Below are 17,893 nucleotides of genomic sequence, written 5' to 3'. Positions count from 1 at the left end.
ACATGTTCAAGTACCTTCGGCTTATCCTCGCAGTGCCGCTTCTGCTTGTGGCGGTCTCATGTTCGACACAGCAGACAGGATCGGCGCCGGGAACCGACCCGGAACTCGAAGCAAAGGCACGCGCCGCACTACAACAACTTGTCAGCGATGCGCCACGGACACAGCAACTTCAGCAACTGGCCAAAGCGGTTCTGGTATTCCCCGATATTCTGAAAGTGGGATTCATTGCCGGCGCGCAACGCGGCAAGGGGGGTGATGTTCGCCCCCGATGGAACAGTCATGGGCTACTACACCGCCCGAGCTGTCTCCTGGGGATTGCAGGCTGGCGGACAAACCTTTTCTGAAGCCGTGTTTCTGATGAGCGATTCAGCCATCAACTACCTCAACACGAGCGACGGATGGTCGGTCGGCGTCGGCCCGAGCGTCGTGGTCGTGGACGCGGGGATGGGTAAATCGATGACCACCACCACGTTGAAATCCGACGTCTATGCGTTCATCTACGGTCAGCAAGGATTGATGGCAGGCCTGGGTGTGCAAGGACAAAAATCACCAAATACACACCGTGACCCGGCGTGCGGCCCCTCTCGCGCAGCTTGAACGTTGCGCGTGAAGAGACTTGGTAACTATCGGCTGCACATCGACAACCCGGGAACACAAGGCAACAAAAAACCCGAAAATCCCTCTATGACGGCCATTTTGTGGATTTCACGGGAATTTGTCGGAAGGCTTCTTGGTGCCGGGGACCGGACTCGAACCGGCAAGCCGTGAAGCGGCGGATTTTAAGTCCGCTATGTTTACCAATTTCATCACCCCGGCAGGGGCTGAACCGCACGTGGACGCGAATTCTACCACTGCCCGGCGAGCGCACCAAACCGGCGCAATCCAGCCGCGGCCCACCCCCACCCCCGTCCTGCAAAGCCAAAAATTGGAGTCATCCGCAAGTCACAAACGTTCCTGATAATCCGCTCACGAAAACGTTTACATCTCGAGCGGAAACCATGATCCCAACGATCAAAGATGTCGCCGCCCACGCGGGCTTCTCCATCGCCACTGTCTCGCGCGCGATCAACGCGCCGCACACCGTGAACCCGGTCACGCTCGACAAAGTGCGTCAATCCATCGACGCCTTCAATTTCCGCCCCAGCCCGCTGGGCCGGCAGTTGCGCGGCGAGCGCACGCGCCTGATCGGCGTGATCCTGCCGACGATCGCCAACCCTGTTTTCGCCGAATGCTTGCAAGGCATCGACGAGCTCGCCGCGGCAGAAGGCTACCGGCTCATGCTGATGACCACCCAGTACGATGCCGACCGCGAACGCCACGCCATTGAAACGCTGCGCGAACATCGGGTGGAAGGCCTGATCCTGACCGTCGCCGATGCCGATACGCATCCGTTGCTCGACGAGCTCGACCGCGCCGGCCTGCTCTACGTGCTGATGCACAACGACACCGTGCGGCGTCCGTCGGTCTCGGTCGACAACCGCCTCGCCGCGTTCGATGGCGTGCGCATGCTGATCGCCCACGGCCATCGTCGCATCCTGATGCTCGCCGGCACGCTCGCCGCCTCGGACCGTGCCCGTCAACGGCATCTCGGCTACGCGCAGGCGATGCAGCAGGCCGGCCTCACCCCCGTGCCCGCGCTCGAAGTCGATTTCAACGCCGACGAACTGTCGCCGTCCGTGCTCGCTCATCTGACCAGCGGCCCGAATCGCCCCACCGCCCTCTTCTGCAGCAACGATCTGCTCGCCATGGTCGTGATGCGCGGCCTGCGCCGTGCGCGTCTGCAGATTCCGCGCGACATGTCTATTCTCGGCTTCGACGGGCTCGCGATGGGCGAATTGCTGTCGCCGCCGTTGGCAAGCGTCTGCGCGCCGAATCGGGAAATCGGCTGCGCCGCCTGGCGGCGTTTGCTGGCCCGCGTCACCGGCACGTACGAAACACTCGGGGAAACGTCGCCCACGCTGACCTTGCCGCACAGCTTGCGCGAAGGCGCCACCATCGCGGCGATTTCGAACCGCACCGACAATCCGCCAGCGCATGCTTCGACGTCGGCCGAAAAACCTTTTGCATAAAGCGTTGTGTCGTCCTCTACTTCGAACTCCGAACCACCCGCTCTCTTCCTCTCCAGGAGACCCGCAGTGATCCGCTCTTCAACACGCCTTGCTTCTTCGATTAAACCGCTCTGGCGCCGCCTCGCCCGCGCAGCGGCCGCCGCGCTCTCGGCAGGCATGATCGTCACCGCCGCGCTCGCCGCCCTCGCGCCGCAAGCGGCCCATGCCGACGAAACCGCGATCTGCTACAACTGCCCGCCCGAATGGGCTGACTGGGCAAGCCAGATCAAGGCGATCCAGCAAAAGACCGGCATTCGCGTGCCGTTCGACAACAAGAACTCCGGCCAATCGATTGCGCAACTGATGGCCGAGCAGAAGAGCCCGGTCGCGGACGTGGTGTATCTGGGCGTGTCGTCGGCGTTCCAGGCAAAAGACAAAGGCGTGATCCAACCATACAAGCCCGCGCACTGGGACGACATTCCGGCCAACATGAAGGACCCGCAAGGCTACTGGTTCACGATCCACTCGGGCACGCTGGGCTTTTTCGTCAACAAGGACGCGCTCGAAGGCAAGCCGGTCCCGCGTTCGTGGGCCGACCTCCTGAAGCCTGAGTACAAAGGCATGATTGGCTACCTCGATCCGTCCAGCGCGTTTGTCGGCTATGCGGGCGCGGTCGCGGTCAATCAAGCGCTCGGCGGCACGCTCGATAACTTCGAGCCGGGCCTCGACTGGTTCCGCAAGCTGAAGGCCAATGCGCCGATCGTGCCGAAGCAGACCGCCTACGCGCGCGTGATGTCCGGCGAGATCCCGATCCTGCTCGACTACGACTTCGACGCCTACCGCGCGAAGTACAAGGATCACGCCAACGTCGAATTCGTGATTCCGAAGGAAGGCACGATCTCGGTGCCGTACGTGATGAGTCTCGTAAAGGGCGCGCCGCATGAAGCGAACGGCAAGAAGGTGCTCGATTTCGTGCTGTCGGACGAAGGCCAGAAATTGTGGGCCGACGCTTATTTGCGTCCGGTACGCGCGAATGCAATGAGCCCGGAAACCGCCGCGAAATTCCTGCCTGCAAGCGACTATGCCCGTGCCAAACCGGTCGACTTCGGCAAGATGGCCGAGAAACAGTCGAGCTTCGGCGAGCGCTATCTCCAGGTGATGCATTGAACGACGTCACGTTCCCGCTGCGCTGGCGCATCGCATTGATCGCGCCGGCGCTGGCGGTTTTCATCGCATTCTGGCTGCTGCCGATGGGCACGCTCGCGCAAATCAGCGGCGACGGTCACGCGTTCTCGACCTATCGCGCGATGCTGACGAATCCGCGCTACATGTCGAGCCTCGGCGCGACCGTCGTATTGTCCGCGGCGGTCACGGCGGCAACCCTGGTGCTCTCGGTGATCGCCGGCTTGCTGCTGGCGCGCCGTGAGTTTGCGCTCAAGCGCACGCTGCTCGCGTTGCTGACATTTCCGTTGGCATTCCCAGGTGTCGTGGTCGGCTTCATGGTGATCATGCTGGCAGGACGCCAGGGTTTGATCGGTGCCTTGTCGTTGAAACTCACCGGCGACCGCTGGGTGTTCGCTTACTCGATGAGCGGCCTCTTCCTCGGCTACCTGTACTTCTCGATTCCCCGCGTGATCGTCACCGTGATGGCGTCGGCGACCAAGCTCGATGCCTCGCTCGAAGAAGCCGCGCGTTCGCTTGGCGCATCGCCGTGGCGTATCACGCGCGACATCGTGCTGCCCGCGTTGTCGCCGGGTCTGATCGCGGCGGGCGCGATCTGTTTCGCGACCGCGATGGGCGCCTTCGGCACTGCCTTCACACTGGCCACCGACCTCGACGTATTGCCGATGACCATCTATACCGAATTCACGCTGAACGCGAACATGGTGACCGCCGCCGGCCTGTCCATCGTGCTGGGTATCGTCACATGGGCCGTGCTGGCGTTCGCTCGCAGCGTGAGCGGCTCGGCTGTCGCGGCGAGCGCATGAGCAGCGTGTCCCAATCCGATGACAAGACTTCAATGAATTCCACCAGCGCTTCCCTTCAGCCGGCGGCTAACCCGCGCGCGCGGCGGCTCAGGCTACCCACGTCACGTACATGGCTGGCAGCCGGTCAGTGGTTCGTTACGCTGCTGTTGTGCGCGTTTCTGATCGTGCCGGTCGTGATGTCGATCATGGCCGGGCTCACTGTGAACTATTTCAAGGGCGTATCGAGCGGACTCACGCTGCGCTGGCTCGGCGAAGTGTGGACGCAGTATCACGACTCCGTGTTTCTCTCGCTCGAGGTAGCCGCGGCGACCTTGGTGATTACGCTCCTGACCGGCGTGCCCGCGGGCTACGTGCTTGCGCGCAGCAAGACGCGCCTCTCGCGCATCATCGAAGAGTTTCTGGTGCTGCCGATCGCCCTGCCCGGCCTCGCTTCCGCGCTTGCGCTGCTGGTGGTCTACGGCGGCTTCACGATGTTTCGCATGAGCGTGGCGTTTATCGTCGTCGGGCATGTGGTGTTCACGCTGCCGTTCATGGTGCGCGCAGTGGCTGCCGTGTGCGCGAGTAGCGATCTGCGCACGCTCGAAGAAGGCGCGGCGAGCCTCGGCGCGAGCTTCTTTCAACGCTTCATGACGATCGTGCTGCCGAATGCGCGGCCGGGAATCGTCGCCGGCGCGCTGGCGGTGCTGACGCTTTCGATCGGCGAATTCAATCTGACGTGGATGTTGCACACGCCCGACACCAAGACGCTGCCGGTCGGTCTCGCCGATACTTACGCGTCGTTACGCATCGAAATCGGCAGCGCCTACACGATTCTGTTTTTCATCATGACGATGCCGCTGCTCGTCGCGATGCAATGGCTCGGCGTCGATGCGACCGGCCAGCGCAGCGCGGCGAAAAAACGCATTGCTGCCTCCCGTTCGAAGCCTATACCGACGTCCACGCCATGAAACTCGACTCCGTCCCCATCACGCTCACGCAATGCGCGAAAACGTTTCGCGGCACGCGTGTGCTCGAGCCACTCGATCTGCACATCGGCGCCGGTGAGACGCTGGTCCTGCTTGGGCCCTCCGGTTGCGGCAAGACCACCACACTGCGCATGATCGCGGGCCTCGAAACACCCGACGCCGGCGGCCGCATCGCGTTCGGCGACGAGGACGTCACCGCGCTGCCGATCGAAAAACGCCAGGTCGGCATGGTGTTCCAGAGCTACGCGCTGTTTCCGAACCTGACCGTGCGCGGCAACATCGGCTACGGGCTGAAGATCAAACGGGTGTCGGGCGAAACCGCACGGCAGCGCGTCGACGAATTGCTCGCGATGATGCGTCTCGCCGCCCACGCCGACAAACCGATCGATCAGCTCTCGGGCGGCCAGCGTCAGCGCGTGGCCTTGGCGCGCGCACTCGCCGTGCAACCCCGCGTGCTGCTGCTCGACGAACCGCTCACCGCGCTCGACGCGCGTTTGCGCGACACCTTGCGCAGCGAGATGAATACGCTGCTGCGCGAGCTGGGCATCACGACCGTCTACGTCACGCACGATCAGGCCGAAGCGATGGAACTCGGTGACCGCATCGTCGTGATGAGCGCCGGGCGCATCGAGCAGATCGGTTCGCCGCGCGACATCTATTACCGTCCGGCGAATCGCACGGTCGCGCAATTTGTCGGCACGATCAACCGCCTGGCGGGCGAGCGGCGCGATGGTCTGCTGACGACAACCGGCGGCGCCGTCCCCCTGCCCGCAGACCCCACGCACGCAGGCACGTCGCACGAATTTTTCTTTCGACCCGAAGACGCCTACCTCGCCGACCCGGCCAACGCGCAATTACGCGGCCATATCGAAAGCACGGCATTTCTCGGCGAACGCACCCGGCTCACCATCGGCGGCGCTGCACCGGACGCCTTGCTGATCGACGTCGCGGGCCGGGTCGAACTCGCGCGAGGCACGCCGGTCGGGATTTCGATCGCGCAGGACACGCTGATTGCGCTATCGTAATAAGACAGCGCTGTGTTTTTAGCGCGCCATAAAACAGGACATCCCCATGCTGCTGGCTCAAATTAGCGACCTGCATATCAAGCGACCCGGCGCGCTGGCTTATCGCCGCGTCGACACCGGCCCCTATCTCGCGCGTACGGTCGCCGCGCTCAATGCTCTGGAGCCGCGTCCCGACGCTGTGATCATGACCGGCGACCTCGTCGATCAGGGCGATCCGGAACAGTACGAGCACCTCAAAACCCTGCTCGCGCCGCTCGATATCCCCTACTTTCTGATGGTGGGCAATCACGACGAGCGCACGGCATTGCGCGCGGCGTTTCCCGATCGCGCTGAATTGCACAGTGGCGGCGAATTCGTGCAATACGCGGTCGATGTCGGACCGCTGCGGTTGATCGCGCTCGATTCGATGGTGCCGGGCCAAAGCGCCGGCAATCTATGCGACGCGCGGCTCGCGTGGCTCGCGACGCAACTCGATGCGGCACGAGACAAGCCGGCGGTGGTGGCGTTGCACCATCCGCCGTTCGTTTGCGGCATCGGGCACATGGATGAATTACGGCTCGATCCCGCTGCCGCCGACAAGCTCGCCGCGTTGATCGCGCGTTATCCGAATGTCGAACGCGTGATCTGCGGCCATGTGCACCGGCCTATGTTCGTACGTTTTGGCGGCACGATTGCGTCGGCGGTGCCGGCGCCCGCGCATCAGGTCGGGCTCGATCTGCGCGAGGATGCGCCCTCTGCTTTCGTGATGGAGCCGCCCGCGTATGCGCTGCATCGCTACGATCCGGCGACGGGTATCGTCACACATCATGCGTACGTTGAAAAAGCCGATGGGCCGTATCCGTTTTACGATGAAGGCGAGTTGATCGATTGACGATGCCGCCTCGCCGCTTCACGCGGTGACGAACGTTTGCTGCACGCGCCGGGACAACCTGAAATACGGTATCCCGAGCGCAGCCGCAGCGACGGCCTGCACGAGGCCGTCGAATGGAATGGCGATCGCGATGCCAATGGTGTGGGTCATGTGATCGCCCGGCAGGTAAGCCATGGTTCGCATGACGACGATGGCCAGCAGCCACGCCTGCACCTGGACGGGAAACCGTGCCGATTTGCGCCGCACGAGCAGCGCGAGCCAGCCCGCGCCGGCAACAATGAACGCCCCGATGATCACGTCGCAGCCGACCATCGCCATCACGGTGCGATACCAGCCGTGCGTTTCAGGGCGCACGAATACTGCGAGCAGCTCCCATTCGAGCATGAGCTTGAGCGGATCGCGCAAGGCGACTGCGGTTGAAAATGCCCAGGCGGCGAGGCAGAGCAGGATGATGAGCAGCCAGCCGCTGATTCGGCGGGGTTCGGGTTTCGAGGTTGTGTTCATGAAATCGGTCACGTGATGGATCTTGTTGCGCGCGCAAATTCTACGAACGGAAACCGAACGACCATCTCATTTTGTCTGCAAGGCGTTTGGCGCCCGACGGAACCTGGGTGACCGCCAGCACGATCTTTCCTGCTCCGGTATGATCGGCACGCTTGAGGACTGCGCATGGGCCAGTCCGCCGATGGTCTCTTCTCATGTCCGCATCCGAAGCTTCTACTCCCGTTTCAGCCGACCGGTCGTTGCGCGGCTTGCTGCTTCTGCTCGCGACGATTGCCGGTGTGGCAGTCGCCAACATCTATTACAACCAGCCGCTGCTCGACAACTTGCGGCAGTCGTTTCCGAACAGCGCGTCGTGGGTCGGCGCAGTGCCTGCCGTGACGCAACTCGGTTACGCAGCCGGGATGTTGTTGCTGGCGCCGCTCGGCGACCGCTTCGATCGACGCCTCCTGATCCTGTTGCAGATCGCGGGTATGTGCGTTGCGCTGGTGCTGGCGTCCGCGGCGCCGACGCTGTCGGTGTTGATTGTCGCGAGCCTCGCGATTGGTGTGCTCGCTACCATCGCGCAGCAGGCCGTGCCATTCGCTGCTGAACTTGCGCCCGCATCCGAGCGTGGCCATGCTGTTGGCACGGTGATGAGCGGACTGTTGCTGGGGATTTTGCTGGCACGAACTGCGGCGGGCATTGTCGCCGAGTATTTCGGCTGGCGCGCGGTGTTCGGCGCTTCGGTTGTTGCGCTGCTGGTGCTGGCGGTGGTGATCATCATGCGTCTGCCGAAGAGCAAGCCGACGTCGACGTTGCCGTACGGCAAGTTGCTGGTCTCGATGTGGCACCTGGTGGTCGAGCACCGCGCGCTGCGTGAAGCCTCGTTGACCGGTGCGGCGATGTTCGCGGCGTTCAGTATTTTCTGGTCGGTGCTGGCGTTGTTGCTGGCGGGCGCGCCGTTTCATCTTGGGCCGCAGGCGGCTGGTTTATTCGGGATTGTTGGTGCGGCGGGGGCGATGGCTGCGCCGTTCGCGGGTAAGTTTTCCGATCGACGTGGGCCGCAGGCGATTATCACGGTGTCGATTGCGTTGGTGGCGGTTTCGTTTATGGTTTTTGCCTTGTCGGCGAAGAGTATTGCTGGTTTGGTGATTGGGGTAATCGTCCTCGATATTGGGGTGCAGGCTGCGCAGATTTCTAATCAATCGCGGATTTATGCGTTGAGGCCTGAGGCGCGGAGTCGCGTTAATACGGTTTATATGGTGGCTTATTTTATTGGTGGTGCTGTGGGGTCTGGGGTCGGCGCTTTGGTTTGGCCGACCTTTGGGTGGATGGGGGTTAGTGTTGCTGGGGTTGCTTTTGCCGGGCTGGCGGCTTGGAATCATTTGAGGCTTTCAGCCAAGGGGAAAAGTTAAGGTTTTTTTGCCTGTGGCGGCGGTTGTTTGTCTGTATTCCTAAGGTGTTGGCCTTTCCTTGTTTTCTTAGACGGTGTTAGGAACTTCCGGTCAAAACCTGGTACCCTGGAGGGATGACAAGAGAGAAACGTAAAGCGTACCCGACAGACGTGTCAGACGAAGAATGGAGCTTCGTAGCAGCGTATCTGACGTTGATGGATGAGAGTGCACCACAGCGTAAATACGAGTTGCGCGAGATGTTCAATGCGTTGCGCTGGATGGCTCGCGCTGGGGCTGCGTGGCGAATGCTGCCGACCAACTTCCCGCCGTGGGAACTCGTGTACCAGCAGACGCAACGATGGCTGGCGGCCGGCTGTTTCGAGTGCATGGTGAGTGATCTTCGTTCAATCATCCGTGTCGCGCAGGGGCGGCGGGGGCAGCCCAGCGCGGTGATCCTTGATGGCCGTACGACGCAATCCACATGTGAGAGCGGTCCACGCGCAGGCTATGACGGCTACAAGCGCAAGCGTGGCAGCAAGGTGCATATGGCGGTCGACACGCTGGGTCAGTTGCTCGCCGTACACGTGACGCCGGCCAACGAGCAGGAGCGCGCACAGGTGACAGAGCTGGCGCGCCAGGTGCAGCAGGCAACGGGAGAAACCGTGAAAGTGGCCTTTGCCGATCAGGGTTACACGGGCGAAGCTCCTGCGCAGGCCGCGCGCGCTCAGGGAATTGATCTCCAGGTGATCAAGCTCGATGAAGCGAAAAAGGGTTTTGTGCTGTTGCCACGTCGATGGGTAGTCGAGCGCAGCTTCGGATGGCTCAACCGCTTTCGACGCCTCGCTCGCGACTACGAACGCTTGCCCGAAACACTCGCAGGTCTGCATTTTGTCGTCTTCGCCATGCTTATGCTTGTCCATGCAATCCCAGTACTTCGAAGTTCCTAACACCGTCTAGAGGTGTCCAATGTCATTGGACCACTACAGTGCCGCCCCGCACAGGGGCAACGCTAATACACCACTAACAAAGCAAGGAAAGGCCAACCCCACAGGCAAACAGACAAACAACCACAACAGGACCCCCACCCCCCAAACAACATCCTGCGGAGCATCACATCCCCTGGATTAGAATTTTTCCTCGGAGAGTTGGACCGTCCCACAGTGTATTGTTCGCGCACAACCCACACTTACACGGTCCCCCGCATGTCTTATCAACACTTACTCGCCGAACTCGACCTCGGCTTTACCCGCTTGCGTAACCGCGTGGTGATGGGTTCGATGCACACGGGCATGGAGGACCGTTTCTGGAACTACCCGAAACTGGCCGCGTATTTCCGTGAGCGCGCCAAAGGCGGCGTCGGCCTGATCGTCACAGGCGGAATCTCGCCGAACCGGCAAGGCTGGCTGCTGCCCTTCGGCGGCACGTTGAACTCGGTGTTCGACCTGCGCAATCACCGCTTGCTGACGGAGGCCGTGCATGCCGAAGGCGGCAAGATCGCGTTGCAGATCCTGCACGCAGGCCGCTATGGGTACCAGCCGTTCGTCGTGTCGGCGTCGGCGCTCAAGTCGCCGATTTCAAAGTTCAAACCGCGCGCGCTTACCGAAGCCGGCATTGCGCGGACCGTACGCGACTATGCACGCTGTGCGCGCCTCGCCCAACAAGCCGGTTACGACGGCATCGAGATCATGGGCAGTGAAGGCTATCTGCTCAATCAATTCCTGTGTCCACGCACAAATCGGCGCACCGACCGCTACGGTGGCAGCATCGAGAACCGTATGCGGCTCGCGCGCGAGATTGTCGAACGCGTGCGCGCGGCGTGCGGCGAACGCTTTATCGTGGTGTACCGGCTCTCGCTGATCGACCTGGTCGAAGGCGGCAACACCTGGGAGGAAACCGTGCAGGTCGCCCAGGCACTCGAGGCCGCGGGCGTCACGATGTTCAACACGGGGATCGGCTGGCACGAAGCACGCGTGCCGACCATCGTGACCTCGGTGCCGCGTGCGGCTTTCGCCGAGCTGAGTGCGCAGTTGAAGGCGGCGGTCAAGGTGCCGGTGATCGTGTCGAACCGCATCAATACCCCCGAGGTCGCCGAAGCACTGCTCGCGCAGGGAGCGGGTGATCTGGTGTCGATGGCAAGGCCGCTGCTCGCCGATCCCGAGTTCGTGCTGAAGACCGCCGAAGGACGCGCGCACGAAATCAATACCTGTATCGCCTGCAATCAGGCCTGCCTCGACCACACGTTCAAGAACCAGCGCGCGACTTGCCTCGTGAATCCCCGTGCGGGACGCGAGACCGAGTTGATCTATCGGCCAGTCTCAGGCCCGCAGGCAGCGCGTTCGGTTGCGGTCGTCGGCGCGGGTCCGGCGGGACTTTCCGCGGCGACCGTTGCGGCGTCGCGCGGGCATCGCGTAACGTTATTCGATGCGAGCGCAACCATCGGTGGTCAGTTCAACCTGGCGATGCGTGTGCCGGGCAAGGAAGAGTTCAGCGAGACGATCCGCTATTTTCAGAGCCAGCTTCAGCGGCATCGCGTCGACGTTCGGCTCGATACGCGAGTCGATCCGGCGCTGCTCGCGGCAGGCGGCTACGACGATGTGATCGTCGCCACAGGCATCGTGCCGCGGAGTCCGGCGATTGCCGGCATCGACGGGGCTAACGTGCTGTCTTACGTGGACGTATTGCGGGGTGCGCCGGTGGGACGCCGCGTCGCGGTGATCGGCGCGGGCGGAATCGGCTTTGACGTCAGCGAGTTTCTGCTGCATCGCTCCGGCGATCCTCTGCCGATGCCGCGCGACACATGGCTCGACGAATGGGGTGTCGATCTCTCGGTGCGGGAACGCGGCGGTTTGAAAGCGCCGGCGCCGGTGCAGCCGGTCCGCGAGATCTGGTTGCTCCAGCGCAAGGCGGGCAAACTCGGTATGGGTCTCGGCAAAACCTCGGGCTGGGTGCATCGCGCGACGCTGGCAAGAAACGGGGTGAAGATGCTCGGCGGCGTGTTGTATCTGGAAATCAGCGAGCGCGGGTTGAAGATCGCTCGCGAAGGTGTTGAAGAATGGCTCGAAGTGGACACAGTCGTCGTGTGCGCAGGGCAGGAATCCCTGCGCAACCTGTATCCGGAGACGGCGGCACGAACCGCGGATCGGTCAAACGGCGCGAATGGTGCAAAGGGTCCGCGCTATCACGTGATCGGCGGCGCAAAGGTAGCAACCGAACTGGACGCGAAACGCGCGATTCGTGAGGGTGCGGAGGCGGCGGCGGCGCTCTGAAGCTGCGGTGATCGGAAATGCTCACCACGCGATGAAGCAGCGAAATGCAGCAATCGTCGCCACGCCATAGAGCAGCGGAAAGCAGAAACAAGGGACCGGAGAGCGGGTGGCGGGTGACGGGTGACAGCCAGCGGTCAACAGACAGCGGTCTGTCGCCCACCTCAAGCAAGCCCCTTCTTCCGATAATCAAACCAGAAAGACAGACCCACACTCGCCAGAATCACGATCGTCGCGATCACGGTCGAATGCGTGACGGGCTCGCCAAGCAACACCGCACCGAGCGCCACCGCAACCACCGGATTCACATACATGCAGCTACTGGCGATGATCGGACTCGTATGCCGGATCAGAAACCCGTAGGCGACGTAGGCGGTCATCGTCCCAATCAGCATCAGGTAGACAAAGGCCAGCAGCGGCAGAAAATGCACCTCCATCATCCGTTCGCCCGTTACCAGGGCGACCATCGTCGACATCGCGCCGCCCAGGCCGATCTGCAACGACGTCGATAGAAACAGGTCAGACGGCAGCTTCAGCCGCCCGGCCAGATGTGCACCGCCGGCCCAGAAAAGTGCGCCGCACAGGATCGCCAGACTGCCGCCCGCCGATCCCGGCGCGTTGTCGCCGTGACTCAGGATCGCGATGCCCACCAGCCCCAAGCCGACCGCGAACCACTCGCCTCGGCCGATCTTGCGCCCCGCCACCGCCGCGATCACCGTCGCGAACAGCGGCACGGTCGCGACCATCACGGCCGCGGTGCCGGTGCCGACAGTGCGCATGCCATAGGCCAGCATGCCGCTCGACAAGCCGACCAGCATCGTGCCGACCATGCCGGCATTGCGGATTTCAGCCGCGCTCGGCCAGACCGGATTGCGGCGCGCCGCGAAGATGAATAGCCCTATCCCGGCAAACAGATTGCGCATCCCGGAGAGCAGCAAGGGCGGAAACGAACCGAGAGCGACATGCACGGCAAGATAGGTCGAGCCCCACACGAGATAAACGACGGCGAGCGCGAGCGCGATCTGTCCGTTGCGGGATTGCGGCAAACGGATCGGAAAACCACGCGGAAAACGGCTTGGGAGTTGCGGCGACATGCGTTCAATCCGCCCGTGCCGTTCGAGGCGCCGCGTCCCCGCTGAAGACCCGGTGGCGGGATGGCGGACACCGCATCGGCGATGCGGTCTGACGGGCGAGGCTGGCGGACATGTCGGTGGAACGGAAGGACGAGAGTTGGCCAATGGGGCCACAATGCCGCGGCGCTCGAAAGGAATCGATCCACGGCTGACACGCGCCAAAACGTCTGACGCGACGCCGCATTATGCAGTAAGCGCCCACCGCGCCGGTTGAAAGAATCGTAACTTTTTTGTACGCACACAACAAAAAACCGGGGACGTATCCCCGGTTCTCGCCTTGCGTGTGAAACCGGCCCTCAGATTATGCAACCGGCATCGTCGGCAATGCTCAGTTGGCCATTGCGCCCGATGCTTCGTGCTTCATGCCCATCGCGTCGCCGCCCTTTTTCATCTTGTCGTGCTTCATGGTGTCCTTCTTCATGCTGTCCTTCGACATGGTGTCTTTGGACATCGAATCCTTCGACATCGTGTCCTTGGACATCGCATCGTTGGACATTGCGCCGCTTGCCTGAGCGAACGCGGCGCCGCCGCTGGTGAGAAGAGCGACGGCCACTGCTGCGATTGCGAACTTTTTCATGGGATGACTCCGTTTCATTGTGGATCAATTTAATCCGGCCTCTAACCGATGCCGGGGTACTTCCGAAGCTTCTGCCGCTCGGGGTCGAGCGTCCGTCACTGCACGCACCGACCCGCGCGCGTCAGGAGCCTCCGAACCAGTTGTAGCCCTGATCGACCCAATAGCCGCCAGGGAACGTGTTGGTGACGAACATCTCGACGATGTGTTTCGGATTCTTGTAGCCGAGCTTGGTCGGCATGCGCAGCTTCATCGGGAAGCCGTATTTCGCGGGCAAACGTTCGCCGTCGTACGAGAACGTGAGCAGCGTTTGCGCATGCAGCGCGGTCGGCATGTCGATGCTTTCGTAGTAGTCGTCGGCGCATTTGAAGCCGACGTACTTCGCGCTCGTGTCCGCGCCGATGCGCCGTAGAAACTCAGCAAACGGCGTGCCGCCCCAGCGGCCGATCGCGCTCCACCCTTCCACGCAGATATGGCGCGTGATCTGTTCGGCGTGCGGCAATGCGTACAACTCGGGCAAGGTCCAGACACGCTGACCGGTGACGAGGCCGCTGATCTTCAGCTTGTAGTCGGACGCGTCGACATCGGGGACGTCATCGATGCCGTAGAACGCGTTGAACGGGAACGGCCGCGTGATCTGTGCTTCGGTGTAGGTCGGCGCGAGTTGCTTCGGATCGAACAGTGCGGCCTGCGCGCGGTCGTTCAGACGCGACACGGCCTTGAGGAATGCGTTGACCGAATCGTTGTCGGTCAGCGAGCAGCCTGTCAGCATCGACAGGCCGCCGAGCGTCAGAAGCCGCTTGCCGAACAGGCGTCGTGACGGCATCGCAAGTTCGCGCCGTGCGTCGATCAGGATCGATTCGCGGTCGAGCATGTTGCCAGACGTAGCGGCGAGCTTTCGATCGGACTGTGTATCGAGTTGTGAGTCGGGTCGGGTCATGATTCGATATCCTTAAGCTTTGCGTATCCGTGGATCAGTCGCTTAGCGTCCGCGCAGCATCGCCAGCAGCGAACGCGGCACAAGAGCCACCATCACCAGATGCACGGCGATGAACGCAGCCATGAGCGACATGGCGCAGAAGTGGACGATGCGTGCGTTGTCGTAGCCGCCCATCAATTCGCGCAACAGTGGAAACTGCACGGACTTCCAGATCGCGAGGCCCGAGAGCACCAGCACGATCAGATCGCAGACGACAAACAGATAAGCGAATTTCTGCACCGCGTTGTAGACGCGCAGATCGGCGTGCGAGAGCTTGCCGGTCAGCGCGGCGATGAAGTCGTGCAGCACGGCGCGCGGCGAAATCGGCAGGAACTTGCGCACGAAGCGCCCGCTTGCCAGGTTCAAGGCGAGATACAGCAGGCCGTTGAAGACCAGCAGCCACATCGCCGCGAAGTGCCATTGCAACGCGCCGCCGAGCCAGCCGCCCAAGGTGATTCCCGTGGGAAACGTAAAACCTTTGAAGATCGGCGACGCGTCGTAAATGCGCCAGCCGGACAGCATCATCAGGATGGCTGCGAGCGCGTTGAGCCAATGCGTGACGCGCACCCATACCGGGTGAATCGTGCCGCTCTTCGGCGCGACAGGCGGAGCGGTTTCGCTGAGAGCATGAGGCGTTGCCATGTGAATCTCCGATGAAATGGGAAGCGCTGCGAGGTCGTCGCGCGATCAGTTGCAAACGGCCAGTTCGCCCACTTGCAACACGTCGCCGGTCACGGCGTTTTCGACAAAAGCGACGACGCCGAAGGCGTCAGCCGGCGCGTTGGCGTCGGCATCGTTGAGGCGAATATCGCGGCGGATTTGCGCGTTACCGGCAACGAGCGGCACCGGGCCGATCCATTGCCGCACAACGCGTTCGTGATGCAGCGTGGCGCCGCTGTTTTCCCCGGCTCTGACCTGCGAGTTCAATGCGTTCTGATACACCGCGACGTAGGCATTCAGCGGGCCCGTGGCGTTTGCCGCCTTGCTGGTGAATTGCGCATCGACGTTGAAGGCACCCTTCGTCTCAGGCTTCAGTTCAAGCGCCACGTTCGCCTGCGCCGGTTCGGCGACGACCTTGCCGATGCGGCTCTGAAAACTGTCACGTTGCGACCAGCTGCGCAGTTCGCGGCCGGATACGAAGATCTCGGGTGTATAGATGGTGCTGCCGCCCGCGAGGTCGGTGAGCGTCTGCTGACGTTCGGTAAAACGATGCTGCGAGAAGCGGTCGGTCCAGCCGAGGCTATTCCAGTAGTCCACATGCAGGGCCAACGGCACGATGCTTTGGGTTGCGCCGCTGTTTTTCCACTGGCTCAGCCAGCTGTCGGCTGGCGGGCAGCTGCTGCAGCCTTCGCTGCTGTAAAGCTCCACCAGCGCGACGCGGTGGGATGGGCTGTGCGACACGCATACTGCGCCGGCGGCGGTTGCGAGACCGCTGGCTGAGAGGGTCGTCAGCGCAACGGCTATCGCGATTGCGCGGGCGACAGTCCGATTGGCGTGGCGGGTTCGTGCGGTTTGCATGGCGTGCTCCATCAGGATCTGCACGTTTGTCGAACCACGAGACCACTTATGACAGCCGGTTCTGATTTTTATTTGGCTTGGGGTGGTTCGCCTGTGGCCGCGACCGTTCCAGGATGTTGACGTCCGCGGGGCGCGGCGTGTTTGTACGCTCGCAGGCGAACTGCCCCCAAAGCGCCCCGCGGCGGGTGCTTCAAGCGCACTTCAATCGTAGCTTACGACAACCGTTCCGCGGGTATCCTGCGTGGCTTGTTTCGGTGCAAGCGACAACACCCCGCCATCCCGGCCAACCCGGTAGTGCCCATCACTGGCGGCGCCAAACGCACGCCCTTTGCTATCGACAAAACGCTCGGCCAGCGCATTGCGAGCCGTTGCGCCGTTGTTCACCTGAAGCGCAACGTCGGCACCCGTCGCCACGCCCGGCACAGCGCTAAACGTCAGCGTGATCGCCGAACCCGTCTGCGCGAGCCGCCCGCCGGCCGCATCGACACGCGCGCCGGCCTGAGCGGGAGCCGGGGCCGCCGAAATCGCCAGTTGCGGCGCCACGATCGCGCCCGAAAAACTGATTGTTCCACCGCTCGCGGCCACCGCCGGCATCGACGCCGCAATCAGCGCCGCCGTCGCCGCTACCGTACCGAGTGCTCCAAACCGCCCCATTCCTGTTTTCATCAGCACTTCTCCTCGAGCCGTCTCAAATCGCACCGCGCTGTTGACGCGCCGCCCGCCGCCGGTCGCTCGACGGGACAACGGCCGCCCCTACAAGCGGATTAACGGCAGCGCCACGGCGGCCTTGAAGAACCTTGCGCGCCCCTGCGCAATCTGGACACATCGCACCGCGTACGCACGGCGTCTCCCGGCGGCGATTAAAGAGATACTGCGCCCGTGCTAACATCTACCTTTCGATTGCGGCGATTAAGCTTTCTTTCCGGCGCGCTCCCCAACACCTTTCGTTATCTGCCGGCTACCCGATGCGCTTTCCGCTCTCCCGTGTCCTCACCCGGTTGCGCTCCCGCCGCGCAACCGGTTGCGCACGCGTGGACATCGCAACGCATCACGCCGGCCAGCCGTCCCGAACGCTCCCGCTTCTCGCCGCCCGGCGCCCGATCTGACGCACTTCCCCTCCATTACCGGGGCCGCGTCGTCGGGCTCCGGGCCGGTCTCATCCGCACGCAGTCCCCTTAAATGCAGATCGAATTGGAGAACCCGTCATGAAAAAGACGAAAACCTGTTACCTCACCGAACTCGACGTCGCCCGTCTTGAAAAGCACGCGGCCGCGCCCGGCGCCGACGCCAAAATGCAAGACATGCTCGACGACGTCCTCGAACGCGCCGTGATCGTCGAATCGCGCGACATCCCCGCGAACGTCGTCACGATGAATTCGCAAGCCACGCTGGTCGACGAAACCAGCGGCGAGCAGATGACCTGGACGGTTGTCTACCCGCCCAACGCCGACTTCACGCAGGGCCGCCTGAACGTGTTTTCGCCGCTCGGCCTTGCACTGCTCGGCGCCAAACGCGGCGAACGCATCCGCTTCACGCCGCCGAGCGGCGCGGAAAAAGTGCTGAAGCTCGAAAAAATCCTGTTCCAGCCCGAAGCCGCCGACGATTTCACGCTGTAAGCAATGCGCATCCGCGACGCAGAACTGCTGCGCCGC

The 17,893-nt window shown here is 62.6% G+C and carries 19 protein-coding genes and 1 tRNA gene; 11 read left to right on the top strand and 9 right to left on the bottom strand.

The features are described from left to right. Positions 1–128: 128 nt before the first annotated feature. Complete coding sequence (locus tag B0G76_RS43510; RefSeq protein WP_259460516.1) at positions 129–281, bottom strand: hypothetical protein; 153 nt, start codon at positions 279–281, stop codon at positions 129–131. On the opposite strand from B0G76_RS43510, the gene B0G76_RS43505 reads away from it, so the two are divergent. Further along, complete coding sequence (locus tag B0G76_RS43505) at positions 280–597, top strand: YSC84-related protein (protein WP_259460515.1); 318 nt, start codon at positions 280–282, stop codon at positions 595–597. The genes B0G76_RS43510 and B0G76_RS43505 overlap by 2 nt on opposite strands. A 134-nt stretch (positions 598–731) precedes the next feature. Here B0G76_RS43505 and B0G76_RS05940 read toward each other — a convergent pair. Further along, a tRNA-Leu gene (locus B0G76_RS05940) sits at positions 732–816 on the bottom strand. Between the two features lie 182 nt (positions 817–998). On the opposite strand from B0G76_RS05940, the gene B0G76_RS05935 reads away from it, so the two are divergent. From B0G76_RS05935 to B0G76_RS05910, 6 genes are all read left to right on the top strand, one after another. After that, positions 999–2,069, top strand: a complete 1,071-nt coding sequence (locus tag B0G76_RS05935) for a LacI family DNA-binding transcriptional regulator (RefSeq protein ID WP_120290859.1) — start codon at positions 999–1,001, stop codon at positions 2,067–2,069. A gap of 66 nt (positions 2,070–2,135) precedes the next feature. Next, positions 2,136–3,215 (top strand): ABC transporter substrate-binding protein, encoded by a 1,080-nt coding sequence (locus B0G76_RS05930; RefSeq protein WP_120290857.1) that lies wholly within the window; start codon positions 2,136–2,138, stop codon positions 3,213–3,215. Further along, a complete protein-coding gene (locus B0G76_RS05925; RefSeq protein WP_120290855.1) occupies positions 3,212–4,036 on the top strand; it encodes an ABC transporter permease in 825 nt (274 codons plus the stop codon). The genes B0G76_RS05930 and B0G76_RS05925 overlap by 4 nt, the downstream gene beginning before the upstream one ends. A gap of 32 nt (positions 4,037–4,068) precedes the next feature. Further along, entirely contained in the window at positions 4,069–4,983 is a 915-nt protein-coding gene (locus tag B0G76_RS05920; protein WP_120296232.1) for an ABC transporter permease, read from the top strand. Further along, positions 4,980–6,026 carry an ABC transporter ATP-binding protein gene (locus tag B0G76_RS05915; protein ID WP_120290853.1) on the top strand — a complete coding sequence of 349 codons (1,047 nt, stop codon included), beginning with the start codon at positions 4,980–4,982 and terminating at the stop codon, positions 6,024–6,026. Before B0G76_RS05920 ends, B0G76_RS05915 begins: the two co-directional genes overlap by 4 nt. Positions 6,027–6,072: 46 nt before the next feature. Continuing rightward, positions 6,073–6,897 (top strand): phosphodiesterase, encoded by an 825-nt coding sequence (locus B0G76_RS05910; protein ID WP_120290851.1) that lies wholly within the window; start codon positions 6,073–6,075, stop codon positions 6,895–6,897. An 18-nt stretch (positions 6,898–6,915) separates the two neighbouring features. On the opposite strand, the gene B0G76_RS05905 is transcribed toward B0G76_RS05910, so the two are convergent. Continuing rightward, entirely contained in the window at positions 6,916–7,401 is a 486-nt protein-coding gene (locus B0G76_RS05905) for a DUF2569 domain-containing protein (protein ID WP_120296231.1), read from the bottom strand. A gap of 194 nt (positions 7,402–7,595) precedes the next feature. Between B0G76_RS05905 and B0G76_RS05900 the strand changes: the two genes are divergently transcribed. The 3 genes from B0G76_RS05900 to B0G76_RS05890 all read left to right on the top strand — a co-directional run bounded on the left by B0G76_RS05900 (position 7,596) and on the right by B0G76_RS05890 (position 12,040). After that, positions 7,596–8,795, top strand: coding sequence for an MFS transporter (locus B0G76_RS05900; protein ID WP_120290849.1), 1,200 nt, complete (start codon positions 7,596–7,598; stop codon positions 8,793–8,795). Positions 8,796–8,908: 113 nt separating this feature from the next. Then, complete coding sequence (locus B0G76_RS05895) at positions 8,909–9,721, top strand: IS5 family transposase (protein ID WP_120290847.1); 813 nt, start codon at positions 8,909–8,911, stop codon at positions 9,719–9,721. A gap of 255 nt (positions 9,722–9,976) precedes the next feature. Further along, entirely contained in the window at positions 9,977–12,040 is a 2,064-nt protein-coding gene (locus B0G76_RS05890) for an NADPH-dependent 2,4-dienoyl-CoA reductase (protein ID WP_120290845.1), read from the top strand. A 161-nt stretch (positions 12,041–12,201) separates the two neighbouring features. Here the strand turns inward: B0G76_RS05890 and B0G76_RS05885 are convergent, their stop codons facing one another. The 6 genes from B0G76_RS05885 to B0G76_RS05860 form a co-directional block, all read right to left on the bottom strand. Next, on the bottom strand, positions 12,202–13,131 hold the full coding sequence (locus tag B0G76_RS05885; protein WP_120290843.1) for an EamA family transporter: 930 nt from the start codon (positions 13,129–13,131) through the stop codon (positions 12,202–12,204). 367 nt (positions 13,132–13,498) lie between these two features. After that, entirely contained in the window at positions 13,499–13,747 is a 249-nt protein-coding gene (locus B0G76_RS05880) for a pentapeptide MXKDX repeat protein (protein ID WP_120290841.1), read from the bottom strand. 121 nt (positions 13,748–13,868) lie between these two features. Next, positions 13,869–14,618 (bottom strand): molybdopterin-dependent oxidoreductase, encoded by a 750-nt coding sequence (locus B0G76_RS05875; RefSeq protein ID WP_120290839.1) that lies wholly within the window; start codon positions 14,616–14,618, stop codon positions 13,869–13,871. A gap of 108 nt (positions 14,619–14,726) precedes the next feature. Then, positions 14,727–15,365, bottom strand: a complete 639-nt coding sequence (locus tag B0G76_RS05870) for a cytochrome b/b6 domain-containing protein (RefSeq protein ID WP_120290837.1) — start codon at positions 15,363–15,365, stop codon at positions 14,727–14,729. A 45-nt stretch (positions 15,366–15,410) separates the two neighbouring features. After that, complete coding sequence (locus tag B0G76_RS05865; protein ID WP_120296230.1) at positions 15,411–16,241, bottom strand: thioredoxin family protein; 831 nt, start codon at positions 16,239–16,241, stop codon at positions 15,411–15,413. A 201-nt stretch (positions 16,242–16,442) separates the two neighbouring features. Further along, on the bottom strand, positions 16,443–16,907 hold the full coding sequence (locus B0G76_RS05860; protein ID WP_120290835.1) for a hypothetical protein: 465 nt from the start codon (positions 16,905–16,907) through the stop codon (positions 16,443–16,445). A 539-nt stretch (positions 16,908–17,446) separates the two neighbouring features. Here B0G76_RS05860 and B0G76_RS05855 point away from each other — a divergent pair. Continuing rightward, positions 17,447–17,857, top strand: coding sequence for a GreA/GreB family elongation factor (locus B0G76_RS05855; RefSeq protein ID WP_120290833.1), 411 nt, complete (start codon positions 17,447–17,449; stop codon positions 17,855–17,857). Positions 17,858–17,893: the final 36 nt, after the last annotated feature.

Source organism: Paraburkholderia sp. BL23I1N1, from assembly GCF_003610295.1.
Taxonomy (GTDB): domain Bacteria; phylum Pseudomonadota; class Gammaproteobacteria; order Burkholderiales; family Burkholderiaceae; genus Paraburkholderia.
This window is presented reverse-complemented; position numbering and strand designations above follow the sequence as displayed.